Below are 16369 nucleotides of genomic sequence, written 5' to 3' on the forward strand. Positions count from 1 at the left end.
CTGGGCGGCGCTGCAATGGGTAGCCGACAACGCGGCCGGGCTCGGCGGCGACCCGAACAACATCGCCGTGGCCGGCGACTCGGCGGGCGGCAACCTCGCCGCGGTGACGGCACTGCTGGCCCGCGAGCACGGCGGGCCCGAACTGCGGTTCCAGTTGCTGTGGTACCCGACCGTCACCGCGGATCTGTCCCTGCCGTCGTTCGCCGACAACGCCGAGGCGCCGATCCTGAACCGGGAAGTCATCGATGCGTTTCTGTCCTGGTACGTGCAGGGCCTCGATATCAGCGACCCGAAGTCGCTGCCCACCACCATCGCTCCGGCGAACGCCGCGGACCTGTCCGGGCTGGCGCCCGCGTACATCGCCACCGCCGGACACGATCCGCTGCGCGATGACGGCGCCCGCTACGCCGAGCTGCTGGACGCCGCGGGCGTGCCGGTCGAGTTGAGTAACGAGCCCACCCTGGTGCACGGTTTCGTCAGTTTCGCGCTGGCGATACCCGCCGCCGCCGAGGCCGCCGAGCGTGGGCTGGCTGCGCTCTGCAAGGCTCTGCACCCCTAGGCAGGCAACGATGGTCGACCACGAAGCAGAAACGCCCGACTTTCATACGCTGATCATCGGCGCCGGATTCTCCGGCATCGGTGCGGCCATCACCCTCGATAGGGTCGGGCTGTCCGATTACCTGGTGATCGAAGCCGGCGACGGGGTCGGCGGTACCTGGCACTGGAACACGTATCCGGGTATCGCCGTGGACATTCCGTCGTTCTCCTACCAGTTCTCGTTCGAGCAGAGCCGGCATTGGTCGCGCACCTACGCGCCGGGCCGAGAGCTCAAGGCCTACGCCGAACACTGCACCGACAAGTACAGTCTGAGATCGCGGATTCGGTTCAACACCAAGGTGCAAACCGCCGAGTTCGACGACGAACAAAACCTGTGGCGCGTGCAGACCGACCCGGCGGGCGAAATCACGGCTCGGTTCGTGATCAGCGCCTGCGGCGTTCTGACGGTGCCCAACCTGCCTGACATCGACGGCGTGGACTCGTTCGGCGGCATCACCATGCACACCGCGCGGTGGGATCACGGCCAGGACTTGCGTGGCAAGCGCGTCGCGGTGATCGGGACCGGCGCCTCGGCCGTGCAGGTGATTCCCGAAATCGCGCCAATCGTGTCGTCGCTCACCGTATTTCAGCGCACGCCGATCTGGTGTTTCCCGAAGTTCGACGTCCCCCTGCCCGCACCCGCGCGCTGGGCGATGCGAATCCCCGGCGGCAGACTCCTGCAGCGGCTGCTCAGCCAGGCCTACGTGGAGCTCACCTTCCCAATCTCGGCGCACTACTTCACGGTCATCCCGCTGGCCAAGCGGATGGCTTCGCTGGGAAAGTCCTATCTGCGGCAACAGGTTCGGGATCCGAGCGTGCGCGAACAGCTCACCCCGAAGTACGCCGTCGGCTGCAAACGCCCCGGTTTCCACAACGGTTACCTGGCCACGTTCAATCGCGACAACGTGCGGCTGGTGACCAAGCCGATCGACAAGATCACGCCCGACGCGGTGGCCACCACCGACGGCGAGAATCACGAGATCGACGTGCTGATCCTGGCGACCGGCTTCAAGGTGATGGACCCCGACAACGTGCCCACGTTCGCGGTGACCGGAAGCGGCGGAAAGTCGTTGAGCCGGTTCTGGGACGAGCACCGACTGCAGGCCTACGAGGGCGTCACCGTGCCCGGCTTCCCCAACCTCTTCACCGTGTTCGGCCCGTACGGTTACGTCGGCTCTTCGTATTTCGCGCTCATCGAGGCGCAGACGCATCACATCGTGCGCTGCCTCAAGCGGGCCAAGCGCATCGGGGCGACCCGCGTCGAGGTCAGCGAGGAGGCCAACGACCGCTACTTCGCCGAGATGATGCGTCGGCGGCATCGGCAGATCTTCTGGCAAGACAGCTGCAAGCTGGCGAACAGCTACTACTTCGACAAGAACGGCGACGTGCCACTGCGCCCGGGCACCACTCCCGAGGTGTACTGGCGCAGCCGACGGTTCAACTTGGACGACTACCGGTTCACCGGCCAGCGGTCCACCGGCGCCTAGATCGCGCGCTTGAGTTCGTCGACCTTGTTCAGCTGCTCCCAGGGCAGTTCGACATCGGTGCGGCCGAAGTGCCCGTACGCGGCGGTCTGTGCGTAGATCGGGCGCAGCAGGTCCAGGTCGCGGATGATCGCGCCGGGCCGCAGATCGAACACCTCTGGAACGATCTTCTCGATCTTCACCGGGTCGACCGTCGCGGTGCCGAACGTCTCGATGAACAGACCCACCGGGGCCGCCTTGCCGATGGCGTAGGCCACCTGCACCTCGACACGCTCCGCCAGCCCCGCGGCGACGATGTTCTTGGCCACCCAGCGCATCGCGTAGGCCGCCGACCGGTCCACCTTGGAGGGATCCTTGCCGGAGAAGGCGCCGCCGCCGTGGCGGGCCCATCCGCCGTAGGTATCGACGATGATCTTGCGGCCGGTCAGGCCCGCGTCGCCCATCGGGCCGCCGAGGACGAACTTGCCGGTCGGGTTGACCAGCACCCGCGTCGCCGACGAGTCCAGGGTGTCGTGGGCCAGTTCGTTGAGCACGGCCTTGAGCACGTGCTGCCGGATGTCGGGATCCAGCGTCTGCTCCAGGTCGATGCCGTCGGCGTGCTGGGTGGATACGACCACGGTGTCCAGCCGGACCGGAACGTCGTCCTCGTACTCGATGGTGACCTGCGTCTTGCCGTCGGGCCGCAGGTAGGGCAGCGTGCCGTTCTTGCGGACCTCGGTGAGCTTGCGTGACAGCCGGTGGGCCAGCGCGATCGGCAGTGGCATCCGCTCGGGGGTGTCGTTGATCGCATAGCCGAACATCAGGCCCTGGTCACCGGCGCCCTGGGCGTCCAGCGGGTCCGCGGCGCCCTCGACGCGCGCCTCGTGGGCGGTGTCGACGCCCTGGGCAATGTCGGGCGACTGCGCGCCGATACCGATGTTCACGCCGCAGGACGCGCCGTCAAAGCCCTTGTCCGACGAGTCGTAGCCGATGGCGAGGATGCGCTCTCGAACCGTGTTGGTGATGTCTGCGAACGCCTCCTTGGCGGTGGTCGTCACCTCGCCCACCACGTGCACCTGTCCGGTGGTGACCAGCGTCTCGACCGCGACACGTGAGTTGGGATCCTGCGCCAGCAGGGCGTCGAGGACCGAGTCGCTGATCGCGTCACAGATCTTGTCGGGATGTCCCTCAGTCACCGACTCACTGGTAAACAGGCGACCCTTTTCGCTCACAATGCCGATCCTTCCAATTAGTTAGTTAGCCGAATTATATCGACTGGCGTCGGCCCGCCAGCACCTGGTCCGGTGCCGAGAAACTCGACCGTTCTACCCGCTGCCCCCGTGCAGGAACGCGGCGATCGCATCCACGATACGACTGGCCATCAATGTCTTGGAGCCGTGTTGCAGCGCCGACTCGGTACCGTCGGCCGCCAGCAGCCAGCCGTCGTTGTTGTCCACCTCGAAGGCCCTGCCGTCGCCCACCGCGTTGACGACCAACAAATCACAACCCTTGTTGCGCAGCTTCGTTCGGGCGTGAAACAGCACGTCCCCGTTGGCGTCGCCGGTTTCGGCGGCGAATCCCACGATGGCGCGCATGTTGGGCAGCTCGCCATTGGCTCGTGCCCGCACGGCGCCGGCCAGCACGTCGTCATTGCGGACCAACTCGATCGTGGGCGGCTGGTCTTGGTCCTTCGGACCCTTTTTGATCTTGGCGGCCGCAACCCGGGCCGGCCGGAAGTCGGCTACCGCGGCGGCCATCACCAACACGTCCGCCTCAAACGCGTGCTTGGCCACGGCGTCGCCCAGCTGCTCGGCCGAGCTGACGTGGACCACCTCGACGCCGGCGGGATCGATCAGCCCGGCGGTGTGCCCGGCGATCAGCGTGACGTCCGCGCCGCGCTGGGCAGCCACCCGCGCCACGGCATAACCCTGCTTGCCTGAGCTGCGGTTGCCGATGAAGCGCACCGGGTCGACGGCCTCGCGGGTCCCCCCGGCCGTCACCAGCATCTTGCAGCCGGAGAGGTCGTAGGGCAGCGCGTCCTGGCGTTCGAGCAGCAGGTGAGACAGGGTGGTGATCTCCTCGGCTTCGGGTAGCCGACCCGACCCGCTGTCCGTCCCGGTGAGCCGGCCGGCGGCGGGTTCGAGCACTACCGCTCCCCTGCGACGCAACGTGGCCACGTTGTCCACGGTGGCCGGGTGCAACCACATCTCGGTGTGCATCGCCGGCGCGAACAGCACCGGACATCGCGCGGTCAGCAGGGTGGCGGTCAGCAGATCGTCGGCCCGGCCGTGGACCGCCCGGGCCAGCAGGTCCGCCGTGGCCGGCGCCACCACCACCAGGTCGGCCTGCTTGCCGAGCTGCACGTGCGGGACCTCGGGCACGTCGTCGAAGACGCCGGTGTGCACCGGCTGGCCGGAGAGCGCCTCGAATGTGGCGGCCCCGACGAAACGCAACGCGGACTCGGTCGGGATGACGCGAACCGAATGACCGGCCTCGGCGAGCTGACGAACGACGGTGCACGCCTTGTAGGCGGCGATACCGCCGGAGACGCCGACGATTACTTTTTTCGCGACCCGATCGCGGTTGTCCACGGCGCGCGCCCGGCCCGGCCCGGTTACTCGCCCTCGGTGTGCTCGAGCAGGTCGCCGTGAATCTCGCGCATCGCGATCGACAACGGCTTCTCCTGTAGCCCCGGCTCGACCAGCGGGCCGACGTATTCGAGAATGCCCTCACCGAGCTGGTTGTAGTAATCGTTGATCTGACGGGCTCGCTTGGCGGCGTAGATCACCAGGGCGTACTTGCTCGAAACGCGGTCCAGCAGCTCATCGATGGGCGGGTTGGTGATGCCCAGCGGGGTGTCGTATGCGCCCGGCCCCCCGGCGGACGGATCGAACCGGTCGGGGACGGCGGTCAGTGCCGCGTCGGACTGCGGAATACTCACTTAGGTTGATCTCCTGGCGGATCGGAGCGGCTCGTCGCCGCTGAAAGATACTGAAAAATTCGGTAGTCAATCGTGCTGGGATGTGGTCCGGCTGTTGGACTGACCCGACGGGTCGGGTAGGCCCGGCGCAGTTCCCACCAGCAAGGATACCAATTCCGAGCAGGCCGATTCCAATTCGCTGTTCACGACCACCCGATCGAAGTCGTTTTGGGCCGCCATTTCGACCCGGGCGGTCTCCAGCCGCCGCTGCATGGCCTCGGGTGTCTCGGTGCCGCGGCCTACGAGCCTGGCCTCGAGGTCTTCCCAGCTGGGCGGCGCCAAGAAGACCGCCAGCGCCTCGGGCATCGCCTTCTTCACGGCCCTGGCCCCGGCCAGGTCAACCTCGATCAGAACCGGAAATCCGCGGGCGGTCGCAGCCCGAACCGGCTCGGCCAGGGTGCCGGATCGGTGCAGTCCCCCGTGGATCTCCGCCCACTCCAGCAGGGCGCCCTCGTCGATGAGCTGCTGGAAGCGGGCCGGGGTGACGAAGTGGTAGTCCACACCGTCGACCTCGCCGGGCCGCGGCGCGCGCGTCGTGGCCGAGACGCTGAAGTGCAGGTCCGGGACCCGCTCACGCAGGCACCGGACCACGCTCGACTTGCCGACCGCTGAGGGACCGGACAGCACGACCACACGTCCGTTACCTGATGGTTCGGGACGTGTCCCGTGCTGGACGTCCGGTCCCCCGCCGGTTCTCACAGGCGCTCCTGGGTCGATGCGTCCACGGCCCGGATCGGATTGCCCGCCTTCTCCTCAGGCCATTCGGCCTGCATCGTCGGCGGCCGGGTTAGGAGCCGAACTTTTCCAGCAGGGCCTTGCGCTGACGATCGCCGAGACCGCGCAGACGGCGGGTGGGGGCGATCTCCAACTCGGTCATGATTTCCTGCGCCTTGACCTTGCCCACCTTGGGCAACGCCTCGAGAAGCGCGGAAACCTTCATCTTGCCCAGGACTTCGTCGGTCTCGGCGTCCTTGAGCACCTGGGTGAGGTTGGTGCCACCACGCTTCAGGCGGTCCTTAAGCTCTGCTCGCGCTCGACGTGCGGCAGCCGCCTTCTCCAACGCGGCCGCGCGCTGCTCGTCGGTCAACTGGGGAAGGGCCACGATTCCTCCGTATCTGATCAATCACATTCAATCGATCTCATTTTGTCCCGCCGGCACTTCTGCCAGCGGAGACGACCGTACTCAGGCCTCCTGACGAAATCTAACCCGACCCCCTGCTTAAGGGGGCAAAGTCCCAGCATGGGCCGGCGTGCGGCGAGCCAAAGCGGCGCTTTACCGGGCGCGAACGACGGTCGCCTGTGGCGCCGTCGTGGCGTCGGCGCCCAACCCGTTTTGGCACTCTTCTAGGCCTCCTAGCTGCGGTTTTGTCTGCAGAGCGGGATAGCGGGCGGGCCGGCCGTGCCGTCCGGATAAGGGCCCGGCGGGCAGTGCTCCGGCCCGGTGCGGGGGATCACGGATTTGTTGCGGCGTGTCGCGCGTGTCGCGACGCGGTCAAACGGCAGGCCAACGCGGCGTTTGACGCGGCGCATCGGTTTCAGCGGGACGCAAAGGGGCCTCGAGGGCGCTGCGGCCGCGAATCCGTGCGTCGGGCACCGCAGGCACCCTCGGCGCTCTGCCGCACTCCTGGCCGCCGGCCGTACGCTGCTTTGCCCGCTCATTTCAGCTAATCGGCAATACGGAATCCGATACGATCGACGAGTGTCCAACCTGCGAATTCGCCAGGCGGCTGAGCTACTCGGAGTCAGCGACGACACCGTGCGGCGCTGGATCAACCAGGGCACATTGACGGTCGGTCACGACGCCGCCGGCCGCAAGGTGATCGCCAGCGAGGACTTGGCGCACTTCTCCCGCACCAACGCGCCCGCCCCGCCGGCGGACCCGCTCAGCATCGGCAGCTCGGCCCGGAACCGCTTCGTCGGGCTGGTCACGTCGGTGGTCAGCGACAAGGTGATGACCCAGGTGGAGATGCAGTGCGGTCCGTTCACCGTCGTGTCACTGATGAGCACCGAAGCCGCCGAGGAATTGCAGCTGCGTCCCGGCAGCGTCGCGGTGGCCGTCGTCAAGGCCACCACCGTCATCGTCGAAACCGCCAGTCCCAGCACCGCACTCACGTCGGACTAGACGTCAACCGGGATCACACCGCCAGGTAGGCGACCGCGTCCAGCATGCGGTCGGCCGCCTCCTGCAATTCCGCCACGCCCGGCCCGGCCCGCAACACCTCGCGGGCGACAGCTGGCAGCAGCTGCCCGGGTTCCGCGCCGCCCAACCCGGCGAGCGCCTCGGGCCGCCCGCCCTGCACGCCAAGGCCGGGCACCAGGACCGGACCACCCAGCTTGCTGAGATCGGGCGCCTGCAACACCGTCGCACCGACGACCACGCCGACGTATCCCGGCCCATACGGGGTCGCGGACCGGTTCACCACCGCCGCCTGGTCAACGACCAGCTGGGCCACCGTGCGCCCGTCGAAGGCGGCACGCTGCACCGTGGCGCCCTCGGGGTTGGACGTGGCCGCCAGCACGAACACCCCGCGGTCATGCGCCGCGGCGGTCTCCAGCAGCGGCCGCAGCGAGCCGAACCCCAAGTACGGAGTGGCCGTCACGGCGTCGGCGGCCAGCGGCGAATCACCCGCCCACGCGGCGGCATAGGACGCCATCGTCGTGCCGATGTCGCCGCGTTTGGCATCGGCGAGCACCAGCACCCCGGCCGATCGCAAGGCCACGATGGTGCGTTCCAGCACCGCGAATCCCGCGGCGCCGTAGGCCTCGAAGAACGCGACCTGGGGTTTGACCACCGCGTATCCGGAAAACGCCTCGACGCAGATGTCGCAGAAGGCGGCCAGCCCGTCGGCGGTCGTGGGCAGGTCCCAGGCGCGGAGCAGCTCGGGATGGGGGTCGATGCCCACGCACAGCGGCCCGCGTTGGGCTTTCGCCTCCGCGAGCCGGACGCCGAACCCGGTCACCGGTCCCCGTTACCGGGCCGGCCGCCCTGACCGATCTGGCTGTGCAGTTCTTGCAGGCTGCGCACGCCGATGTCGCCGCGGATGCCCGCCTCGATGCCCTGGACGGCGGCCGAGGCGCCCTGCACCGTGGTGACGCAGGGGATGTTGACCGACACCGCGGCCGAACGAATTTCATATCCGTCGATGCGTGGCCCGGAGTTCCCGTAGGGCGTGTTGATCACCATGTCGACCTCACCCGCCCTGATGGCGTCGACCGCCGACATCTCCGGACGCCCCGGTTGCGGGTCCTCGAAGTGCTTGCGCACCTCGTCGCAAGGAATCCCGTTGCGGCGCAACATCTCCGCCGTTCCGTCGGTAGCAAGAACGCGGAATCCCAAGTCGGCCAACCGTTTCACGGGGAAAACCAGGGAGCGCTTGTCCCGGTTGGCCACCGACACGAAGATGGTGCCCCGCGCGGGCAGCGACCCGTAGGCGGCGGTCTGACTCTTGGCGAAGGCGCTGCCGAAGTCGCGGTCGATTCCCATCACCTCACCGGTGGATTTCATCTCCGGGCCCAGCAGCGAGTCGATGGCGGCCCCGTCGGCGCGACGGAATCGATGGAAGGGCAGCACGGCCTCCTTGACCGCGATCGGGGCGTTCTGCGCCGCATGTGCGCCGTCGCCGGACGCCGCTAACATTCCCTCCTCACGTAGCTGGGAGATACTGGCACCCAACATGATTCGGGAACACGCCTTGGCGAGCGGGATCGCGGTGGCCTTCGACACGAACGGTACCGTGCGGCTGGCCCGTGGGTTGGCCTCCAAGACATACAGCACGTCGTCCTTGAGCGCGTACTGCACGTTGAGCAGGCCCACCACACCGATGCCGTGCGCGATGGCCTCGGTCGCACGGCGCACCTTCTCGATGTCGCTGCGGCCCAGCGTCACCGGCGGCAACGCGCACGCGGAGTCACCGGAGTGGATTCCGGCCTCCTCGATGTGCTCCATGATGCCGCCGATGTACACCTCGGTGCCGTCACACAGCGCGTCGACGTCGATCTCCACCGCGTCCTCGAGGAAGCGGTCGACGAGCACCGGATGCTCGGGTGAGAGTTCGGTGGCGCGGGTGATGTAGTCCCGCAACGTCTCCTCGTCGTAAACGATCTCCATGCCTCGACCGCCCAGCACGTACGAGGGGCGCACCAGCACCGGGTAGCCGATGTCTTCGGCGATTCGCCGGGCCTGCGCGAAAGTCGTTGCGGTCCCGTACTTCGGCGCCGGCAGGCCGGCCCCGGCGAGCACGTCGCCGAAGGCGCCGCGGTCCTCGGCCAGATCGATGGCCTCCGGCGGGGTGCCGACGATGGGCACGCCCGCGTCGGCGAGGCGCTGGGCCAGCCCGAGCGGAGTCTGGCCGCCCAATTGCACGATCACCCCGGCCACCCCCGGGCCATCACCCGCGGACTGCTGCTCGGCGCGGAACACCTCGAGGACGTCCTCGAAGGTCAACGGCTCGAAGTACAGGCGGTCGGCGGTGTCGTAGTCGGTGGACACCGTCTCCGGGTTGCAGTTGATCATCACGGTCTCGAACCCGGCCTGCGACAACGTCGTTGCCGCGTGAACACAGCTGTAATCGAATTCGATGCCCTGGCCGATGCGGTTGGGCCCGGAACCCAGGATCAACACCTTGGGTTTCTGGGTCTGCGGCGCCACCTCGGTCTCGGCCGCGGGATCCAGCTCGTAGCTGCTGTAGTGATACGGCGTCTTGGCCTCGAACTCGGCCGCGCAGGTGTCGACCGTCTTGTACACCGGGTGCACGCCCAGCCGCTCGCGCAGCGACCGCACGCCGTTCTCGCCGGCCAATTCGGGCCGCAGCGCAGCGATCTGGCGGTCCGACAGCCCGCTGTGCTTACCGCGCCGCAACAGGTCGGCGTCGAGCACCGGGGCGGCGATGAGCTCGGCACGCAGTTCGGTCAGCTCGTTGATCTGCGCGACGAACCACGGGTCCACACCGCTGGCCTCGGCGACCTGTTCCACCGAGGCGCCCAGCCGCAGCGCCAGTTCGATGTCGTAGAGCCGACCCTCGGTCGGCGTCCGCAGCCGGGTCAGCACCTCGGCCGCCCCCTTTTGCGCCCCCGGGTCATCCGTTTTGGTCCAGAAACCGGCACGGGTGGTCTCCAGTGACCGCATCACCTTGCCGAGCGCCTCAACAAAGTTGCGGCCCAACGACATTGCCTCCCCGACCGACTTCATGGTGGTGGTCAGGGTGGGATCGGCGCCCGGGAACTTCTCGAACGCGAACCGCGGCGCCTTGACCACGACGTAGTCCAGGGTGGGCTCGAAGCAGGCCGGCGTTTCCTTGGTGATGTCGTTGACGATCTCGTCCAGGGTGTACCCGATGGCCAGCTTGGCGGCGATCTTGGCGATCGGGAAGCCGGTGGCCTTGGACGCCAGCGCACTCGACCGCGACACCCGGGGGTTCATCTCGATGACGATCAGCCGGCCGTCGGACGGGTTGATCGCGAACTGGATGTTGCAGCCCCCGGTGTCCACCCCGACCTCGCGCAGGATCGCGATCCCCAAATCCCGCATCCGCTGGTATTCCCGGTCGGTCAGGGTCATCGCCGGGGCGACGGTCACCGAGTCACCCGTGTGCACGCCCATCGGGTCGAAATTCTCGATCGAGCACACCACGACCACGTTGTCGTTGCCGTCGCGCATCAGCTCGAGCTCGAATTCCTTCCAGCCGTAAATCGATTCCTCGATCAGGACGTTGGCGCTCGGGCTTTCGGCCAGCCCTGCGCCGGCCATCCGGTCGACCTCCTCCACGGACCTCGCCATCCCCGAGCCCAGGCCACCCATGGTGAAGCTGGGTCGCACCACGACCGGCAGGCCGAGTTCCTCGACCGTCTCGCGCACCTCTTCCATGGTGAAACACACTCGGCTACGGGCCGATTCACCACCAACCTTGGCGACGATGTCCTTGAACATCTGCCGGTCCTCGCCGCGCTGAATGGCGTCGAAGTCGGCCCCGATGAGCTCCACGCCGTGACGTTCCAGCGCGCCGTTCTCGTACAGCGCGACCGCGGTGTTCAGCGCTGTCTGCCCACCCAAGGTGGCCAGCAGCGCGTCGATCTTATTGCCGCGCCGGGCCTGCTGGGCGATCACCTTCTCGACGAAAGCGGCGGTTATGGGCTCGACGTAGGTGTGGTCGGCGTACTCCGGGTCGGTCATGATGGTGGCCGGGTTGGAGTTGACCAGGCTGACCTGCAGCCCCTCCGCGCGTAACACCCGGCAGGCCTGGGTGCCCGAGTAGTCGAACTCGCAGGCCTGCCCGATCACGATCGGCCCCGAGCCGATCACCAGCACGTGGTTGAGGTCGGTGCGACGTGGCACTAGCGGCCCTCCCCTGCCATGAGCTCGATGAATTGGTCGAACAGGTACTCCGCATCGTGCGGGCCGGCCGCGGCCTCCGGGTGGTACTGAACCGAAAAGGCTTGTCCGTCCGCGAGTTTGACTCCTTCGACCACACCATCGTTGGCGCAGGTGTGGCTGACGATGGCTTGTCCGAACGGCGTGTCGAAGGACTGGCCGGCCTCGCCCTCGAGCGCGAAGCCGTGGTTTTGTGCGGTGACCGCCACCCGGCCGGTGGCGTGGTCGATCACCGGGATGTTGATGCCGCGGTGACCGAACACCAGCTTGTAGGTGGACAGACCCAGCGCCCGGCCCAGGATCTGATTGCCGAAACAGATGCCGAACAACGGGATTCCCGTGCTCAGCACCTCGCGGGTGACACCGACGATGTGATCGGCGGTGGCAGGGTCCCCGGGGCCATTGGACAGGAATACGCCGTCCGGCTTGATGTCGGCGATCTGCTCGTAGGTCGCCGATGATGTCAGCACGTGGGTCCGGACGCCGCGACGCGCGAAGTTGCGTGGCGTATTGGTTTTGATCCCCAGGTCCAGCGCGGCCACCGTAAACCGCGGTGCACCTTCGGGATCCACGATGTAGGTGTCCGGGGTGCTGACCTCGCCGGCCAGGTCGGCCCCGAGCATCGACTGCTGACCGCGCACCCGCTGCAGCAGTTCGTCCGTATCGGCGAGCGCGTCACCGGAGAACACCCCCGCCTTCATCGAGCCGCGGGTGCGCAGATGCCGGACCACGGCGCGGGTGTCGATGCCGGCGATCCCCACGATGTGCTGACGGACCAGTTCGTCCTCCAGGGTTCCGGTGGCCCGCCAGTTGGACGCCCGCGGCGACGGATCGCGCACCGCATAGCCGGCGACCCAGATCCTGTCACCCCGACTCTCGGCGTCCTCGCCGTTCCAACCGGTGTTGCCGATCTGGGGCGCGGTGGCCACCACGATCTGCCGGTGGTAGCTGGGATCGGTCAGCGTCTCCTGGTAGCCGGACATGCCGGTGGAAAAGACGGCCTCGCCCAGCGTCTGACCGACCTTGCCGAACGGCGTGCCGGTGAAGACGCGGCCGTCCTCGAGTACCAGTTGTGCTTTGCTCACGAACGCCGCTCCTCCTCATGGTCCGATTCGAGCCAGGCGTCGTATTCGTTACGGTGGTTCGCCCGGAAGCCGGTGTCGATCTCGACGCCCGAGGGCAGCCGCCAGCGGATCGCCAGGATCCCAATCCGGCCGGTCATCCTGCGCTCTATGCGGATGTGCGCGATCGAGTCCTGTGGGATCCAAATGGGTTGGGCCCGTACGCGATCCACCATGATTCCGCCGGCATAGCGGGTCAGCACCGCTTTGCTACGGAAACCCAGATCGCCGGCGGCGATCCGCTCACTCCAGCCCGGCGCCATCATGGAACCGCAATAGTGGCCGCGGGTGGTGATGGTCGCCGCCCCGACTCGGTCCGGAATCTCGGGCAACGCCCCGATCAGCTCCGCCTGCTGCTGTGAGCGACGCTGCCAGCTCCGCATCATCAGCTGGATCGCCACGGCGATCACGACCACCACGACGGCAGCGAAGATCAGCGATCCCACCAGTGTGCCCGAGTTCATGCCGGCGACTTCCCATCTCGGGCGGTCACCTTGCCCCGTAGCAACGTGGCGGTCACGGTGCCGGGCAGGGTCATCGCCTCGTAGGGCGTGTTGGCCGACCGGCTGGCCAGGTCGGACCCGGCGACGGTCCACGAGGACGTGGGATCCACCACCGTGAGGTTGGCGGGCTCCCCCACCTCCAGCGGTCGGCCGTGATCCGGCAGGCGCGCGATGCGTGCGGGGTTTTCACTCATCACCCGGGCGAGGTCTCGCCAACTCAGCAGCCCCGGGGTGACCATCGTGTACACCACGATCGACAGCGCCGTCTGCAGTCCCAGCATGCCGGGGCGCGCCGCGGAGAACTCCACACATTTCTCGTGCTCGGCGTGCGGGGCGTGGTCGGTGGCCACACAGTCGATGACACCGTCGGCAAGCGCTTGGCGCAACGCCACCGCGTCGGCGGCTTCGCGCAGCGGCGGGTTGACCCGGTTTTGCCCGTCGTAACTTGCCAGCCGGCTGTCGTCGAGCATCAGATGGTGCGGCGTGACCTCGGCGGTGATCGAGATCCCCTGTTCCTTGGCCCATTTCACGATCTCGACGGTGCCCGCGGTAGAGGCGTGGCAGATGTGCACCCGGGCGCCGGCGTCGCGGGCCAGCAGGGCGTCGCGGGCGACGATCGATTCCTCGGCAGCCCGGGGCCATCCCGCCAGGCCCAGCCGGGCGGCGGTCGGCCCTTCGTGGGCGACGGCGCCGACGGTCAGCCGCGGCTCTTCGGCGTGCTGGGCGACGAGCACGCCCAGGCCGGTGGCGTATTCGAGGGCGCGGCGCATCACCAGCGGGTCGTGCACGCAGATGCCGTCGTCGGAGAACATCCGCACCTGCGCGGCTCCCGCCGCCATCATGCCCATCTCGGTGAGTTCTTTGCCGGCCAGTCCGACGGTGACGGCGCCCACCGGGTGCACGTCGACCAGGCCGACCTGTTGGCCCCGATGCCAGACGTGATCGGTGACCACCGGGCTGTCGGCGACCGGGTTGGTGTTGGCCATCGCGAACACCGCCGTGTATCCACCCAAAGCCGCTGCGGCCGAGCCGGTTTCGATGTCCTCGGCGTATTCCCGCCCGGGCTCGCGCAGATGGGTGTGCAAGTCCACCAGGCCGGGCAGCAGCACGTGGTCGGTGGCATCGATCACGTCCAGGTCTTCTTGGAGGCCGCCGGTCCTGTCGAGACCGGTACCGATGTCGGCGATCTGGCCGTCATCGACCAGCACGTCGACGCGGTCGCCCTCGCCGTACAACCGAACCCCGCGCAGCAGCACGCTCACGCCGCACCCTCTTCTCCGGCTGATTCGGTGCCGACCAGCACATGGAACAGCACCGCCATTCGCACGTGGACACCGTTGGAAACCTGTTGCAGCACCGCCGATTGGGATGAGTCGGCCACCGACGAGGCGATCTCCATGCCGCGCAGCATCGGGCCCGGGTGCAGCACCACGGCATGGCCGGGCAGCATCGCCTGGCGGCGATCGGAAAGCCCGTACAGCGAGGAGTATTCGCGCACCGACGGGAAGAACCCACCGTTCATCCGCTCGGCCTGCACCCGGAGCATCAGCACCGCGTCGGCGGCGGGCAGCTCGGCGTCGAAGTCGTTCGATACGGTGACCGGCCAGCCGTCGACGCCGACGGGTAACAGCGTCGGGGGCGCGACCAGCACTACCTCGGCGCCCAGGGTGTGCAGCAGCATCACGTTGGAGCGGGCGACCCGGCTGTGCAGGATGTCGCCGACGATCACGATGCGACGGCCTTCGATGCCGCCGAGGCGCTGACGAATGGTGAGCGCGTCCAGCAGCGCCTGGGTGGGGTGCTCGTGGGTGCCGTCGCCGGCGTTGATCACCGACGGTCCCCCGTCGTCCTTCGCGCCGGTCCAGTCCGCCAGCAGATGCGCGGCGCCGGACGCCGGGTGCCGGATGATCAGCGCGTCGGCGCCGGCGGCACGCAGTGTGAATGCGGTGTCGCGCAGCGACTCCCCTTTGCCCACCGACGATCCGGACGCGCTGACGTTGATCACGTCGGCGCTCATCCATTTCCCGGCAACCTCGAAGGACACCCGGGTGCGCGTCGAGTTCTCATAGAACATCGTGACGATGGTGCGGCCGCGCAGCGTCGGCAGCTTCTTGATCTCCCGGCCCACCAGCGCCTGCGCGAACCGGTCGGCGTCGTTGAGGATGGCGGTGGCGTCGTCGCGGCTCAAATCGCCCGCGGCCAGCAGATGGCGCGTCATCGTGAGATCACCACCCCGTCGTCGCCGTCGGTCTCGCTCAGCAGAACGCGCACACTCTCGGCGCGTGAGGTGGGGACGTTCTTGCCCACATAGTCGGCCCGCAGCGGCAGTTCGCGATGGCCGCGGTCGACCAGGACCGCCAGCTGCACCACCCGCGGCCGGCCCACGTCGCGCAGCGCGTCCAGCGCGGAACGCACCGAGCGACCCGAGTACAAGACGTCGTCGACCAGGATCACCAACGCGTCGTCGATGCCGCCGGCCGGAATGGCGGTGGCTTCCAGCGGCCGCGGCGGTTTTTGCATCAAATCGTCGCGGTAGAGCGTGATGTCCAGAGCGCCGTGGCCGACCTCCACGCCGCTGTATTCGGCGATGTTGGCCGCCAGCCGGTCGGCGAGGATGACACCGCGGGTCGGGATGCCCAGCAGCACCACCCGCGGCGCGTCGGGACCGTCCAGCGCGGTCTTTTCGATGATCTGATGTGCAATGCGGGAAATGGTGCGGCTCACATCGGCCGCCGACATCAACTCCCGGGAATCGCTGCCTTTACCAGCGTGACAGCCGGTGTCACCCGCAGCACCCATACGAAACTTGACCTCCTTCTCCGCCTCGCCGGACGGATCGTTAAAGGATGTCGACTGCGTGGCAGCGTAGCACTTATTTCGAGCACGGCTGCGCCTGGCACATGGGACGCCCGTCGCCCCCTCACCCGCGTCAGTCACATGGGCCCCATCAGTCCCGGAAAAGGGACACACTGCGTGTGCCCGCCTCACAGCGACAAGGCGCGTTGGGGGGTCAAGTCGAGTGCGGTGCGTGTCGCGGGTGGACCGTATGCGTGTTTTGTCGCTGAAAGGCGGGCACAAATCGTGTCCACTCGGCGAGAGTCGGGTGGGACGTGAGTGAAGAACGCGGGGCGGCTAAGTCGGCGGAGGCGGCTGGGGCCAGGTGCGGCGCGGCCTGATGGGCCCACAGTCAGGCCGATTTTGCAGTGCCAGACGCTCGCCTGGGTTTGGGTCTTTCGCAGCAAACGTCGTCCGGCGATGACGTGACGGGTCCATCGTGGGCGTCGGGTCCACCGCGCGTCGGGTCGACCCTCGGCGGCGGGTCCGCCAAGTTGGTGGGC

Annotated in this window: 15 protein-coding genes; 3 read left to right on the top strand and 12 right to left on the bottom strand. The window is 67.8% G+C overall.

Features of this window, described 5'->3' with window-relative positions:
- The coding region (locus A5686_RS06555; RefSeq protein ID WP_156749974.1) for an alpha/beta hydrolase at positions 1–559 on the top strand (559 nt) is incomplete at its 5' end.
- Between the two features lie 10 nt (positions 560–569).
- A complete protein-coding gene (locus tag A5686_RS06560) occupies positions 570–2084 on the top strand; it encodes an NAD(P)/FAD-dependent oxidoreductase (protein WP_067932299.1) in 1515 nt (504 codons plus the stop codon).
- On the opposite strand, the gene metK is transcribed toward A5686_RS06560, so the two are convergent.
- The 5 genes from metK to mihF all read right to left on the bottom strand — a co-directional run bounded on the left by metK (position 2081) and on the right by mihF (position 6142).
- Complete coding sequence (metK, locus tag A5686_RS06565) at positions 2081–3292, bottom strand: methionine adenosyltransferase (RefSeq protein ID WP_067932301.1); 1212 nt, start codon at positions 3290–3292, stop codon at positions 2081–2083. The genes A5686_RS06560 and metK overlap by 4 nt on opposite strands.
- 93 nt (positions 3293–3385) lie before the next feature.
- The gene (coaBC, locus tag A5686_RS06570; protein WP_067932303.1) at positions 3386–4651 is read right to left on the bottom strand and encodes a bifunctional phosphopantothenoylcysteine decarboxylase/phosphopantothenate--cysteine ligase CoaBC; all 1266 of its coding nucleotides are present in this window, start codon (positions 4649–4651) and stop codon (positions 3386–3388) included.
- A gap of 23 nt (positions 4652–4674) precedes the next feature.
- Complete coding sequence (rpoZ, locus tag A5686_RS06575) at positions 4675–5001, bottom strand: DNA-directed RNA polymerase subunit omega (RefSeq protein ID WP_067932305.1); 327 nt, start codon at positions 4999–5001, stop codon at positions 4675–4677.
- Between the two features lie 66 nt (positions 5002–5067).
- Positions 5068–5739, bottom strand: a complete 672-nt coding sequence (gene gmk / locus A5686_RS06580; RefSeq protein ID WP_156749975.1) for a guanylate kinase — start codon at positions 5737–5739, stop codon at positions 5068–5070.
- 88 nt (positions 5740–5827) lie between these two features.
- Positions 5828–6142 (bottom strand): integration host factor, actinobacterial type, encoded by a 315-nt coding sequence (gene mihF / locus A5686_RS06585; protein WP_007171927.1) that lies wholly within the window; start codon positions 6140–6142, stop codon positions 5828–5830.
- A gap of 597 nt (positions 6143–6739) precedes the next feature.
- Between mihF and A5686_RS06590 the strand changes: the two genes are divergently transcribed.
- Entirely contained in the window at positions 6740–7162 is a 423-nt protein-coding gene (locus tag A5686_RS06590) for a molybdopterin-binding protein (protein ID WP_067932309.1), read from the top strand.
- A gap of 13 nt (positions 7163–7175) precedes the next feature.
- Here the strand turns inward: A5686_RS06590 and pyrF are convergent, their stop codons facing one another.
- The 7 genes from pyrF to pyrR are packed head-to-tail and all read right to left on the bottom strand — an operon-like array spanning position 7176 to position 15830.
- Positions 7176–8000 carry an orotidine-5'-phosphate decarboxylase gene (pyrF, locus tag A5686_RS06595; RefSeq protein ID WP_067932311.1) on the bottom strand — a complete coding sequence of 275 codons (825 nt, stop codon included), beginning with the start codon at positions 7998–8000 and terminating at the stop codon, positions 7176–7178.
- Entirely contained in the window at positions 7997–11371 is a 3375-nt protein-coding gene (carB, locus tag A5686_RS06600; RefSeq protein WP_067932313.1) for a carbamoyl-phosphate synthase large subunit, read from the bottom strand. Before carB ends, pyrF begins: the two co-directional genes overlap by 4 nt.
- A complete protein-coding gene (gene carA / locus A5686_RS06605; protein ID WP_067932315.1) occupies positions 11371–12492 on the bottom strand; it encodes a glutamine-hydrolyzing carbamoyl-phosphate synthase small subunit in 1122 nt (373 codons plus the stop codon). The genes carB and carA overlap by 1 nt, the downstream gene beginning before the upstream one ends.
- Positions 12489–12992, bottom strand: coding sequence for a transporter (locus A5686_RS06610; RefSeq protein ID WP_067932317.1), 504 nt, complete (start codon positions 12990–12992; stop codon positions 12489–12491). The genes carA and A5686_RS06610 overlap by 4 nt, the downstream gene beginning before the upstream one ends.
- Positions 12989–14293: a dihydroorotase gene (locus A5686_RS06615; RefSeq protein ID WP_067932318.1), complete on the bottom strand. Its 1305-nt coding sequence runs from the start codon at positions 14291–14293 to the stop codon at positions 12989–12991. The genes A5686_RS06610 and A5686_RS06615 overlap by 4 nt, the downstream gene beginning before the upstream one ends.
- A complete protein-coding gene (locus tag A5686_RS06620) occupies positions 14290–15249 on the bottom strand; it encodes an aspartate carbamoyltransferase catalytic subunit (RefSeq protein WP_067932321.1) in 960 nt (319 codons plus the stop codon). The genes A5686_RS06615 and A5686_RS06620 overlap by 4 nt, the downstream gene beginning before the upstream one ends.
- Positions 15246–15830 (bottom strand): bifunctional pyr operon transcriptional regulator/uracil phosphoribosyltransferase PyrR, encoded by a 585-nt coding sequence (gene pyrR / locus A5686_RS06625; RefSeq protein WP_067932323.1) that lies wholly within the window; start codon positions 15828–15830, stop codon positions 15246–15248. The genes A5686_RS06620 and pyrR overlap by 4 nt, the downstream gene beginning before the upstream one ends.
- Positions 15831–16369 lie beyond the last annotated feature (539 nt).

The sequence above is a fragment of the Mycobacterium sp. E2479 genome (genome assembly GCF_001667925.1).
Lineage (GTDB): Bacteria > Actinomycetota > Actinomycetes > Mycobacteriales > Mycobacteriaceae > Mycobacterium.

Coding starts and splice junctions, on each gene's coding strand:
- A5686_RS06560 (WP_067932299.1), top strand. CDS start 570: ATGGTCGACCACGAAGCAGAAACGCCCGACTTTCATACGCTGATCATC.
- A5686_RS06610 (WP_067932317.1), bottom strand. CDS start 12,992: ATGAACTCGGGCACACTGGTGGGATCGCTGATCTTCGCTGCCGTCGTG.
- A5686_RS06620 (WP_067932321.1), bottom strand. CDS start 15,249: ATGACGCGCCATCTGCTGGCCGCGGGCGATTTGAGCCGCGACGACGCC.
- pyrR (WP_067932323.1), bottom strand. CDS start 15,830: ATGGGTGCTGCGGGTGACACCGGCTGTCACGCTGGTAAAGGCAGCGAT.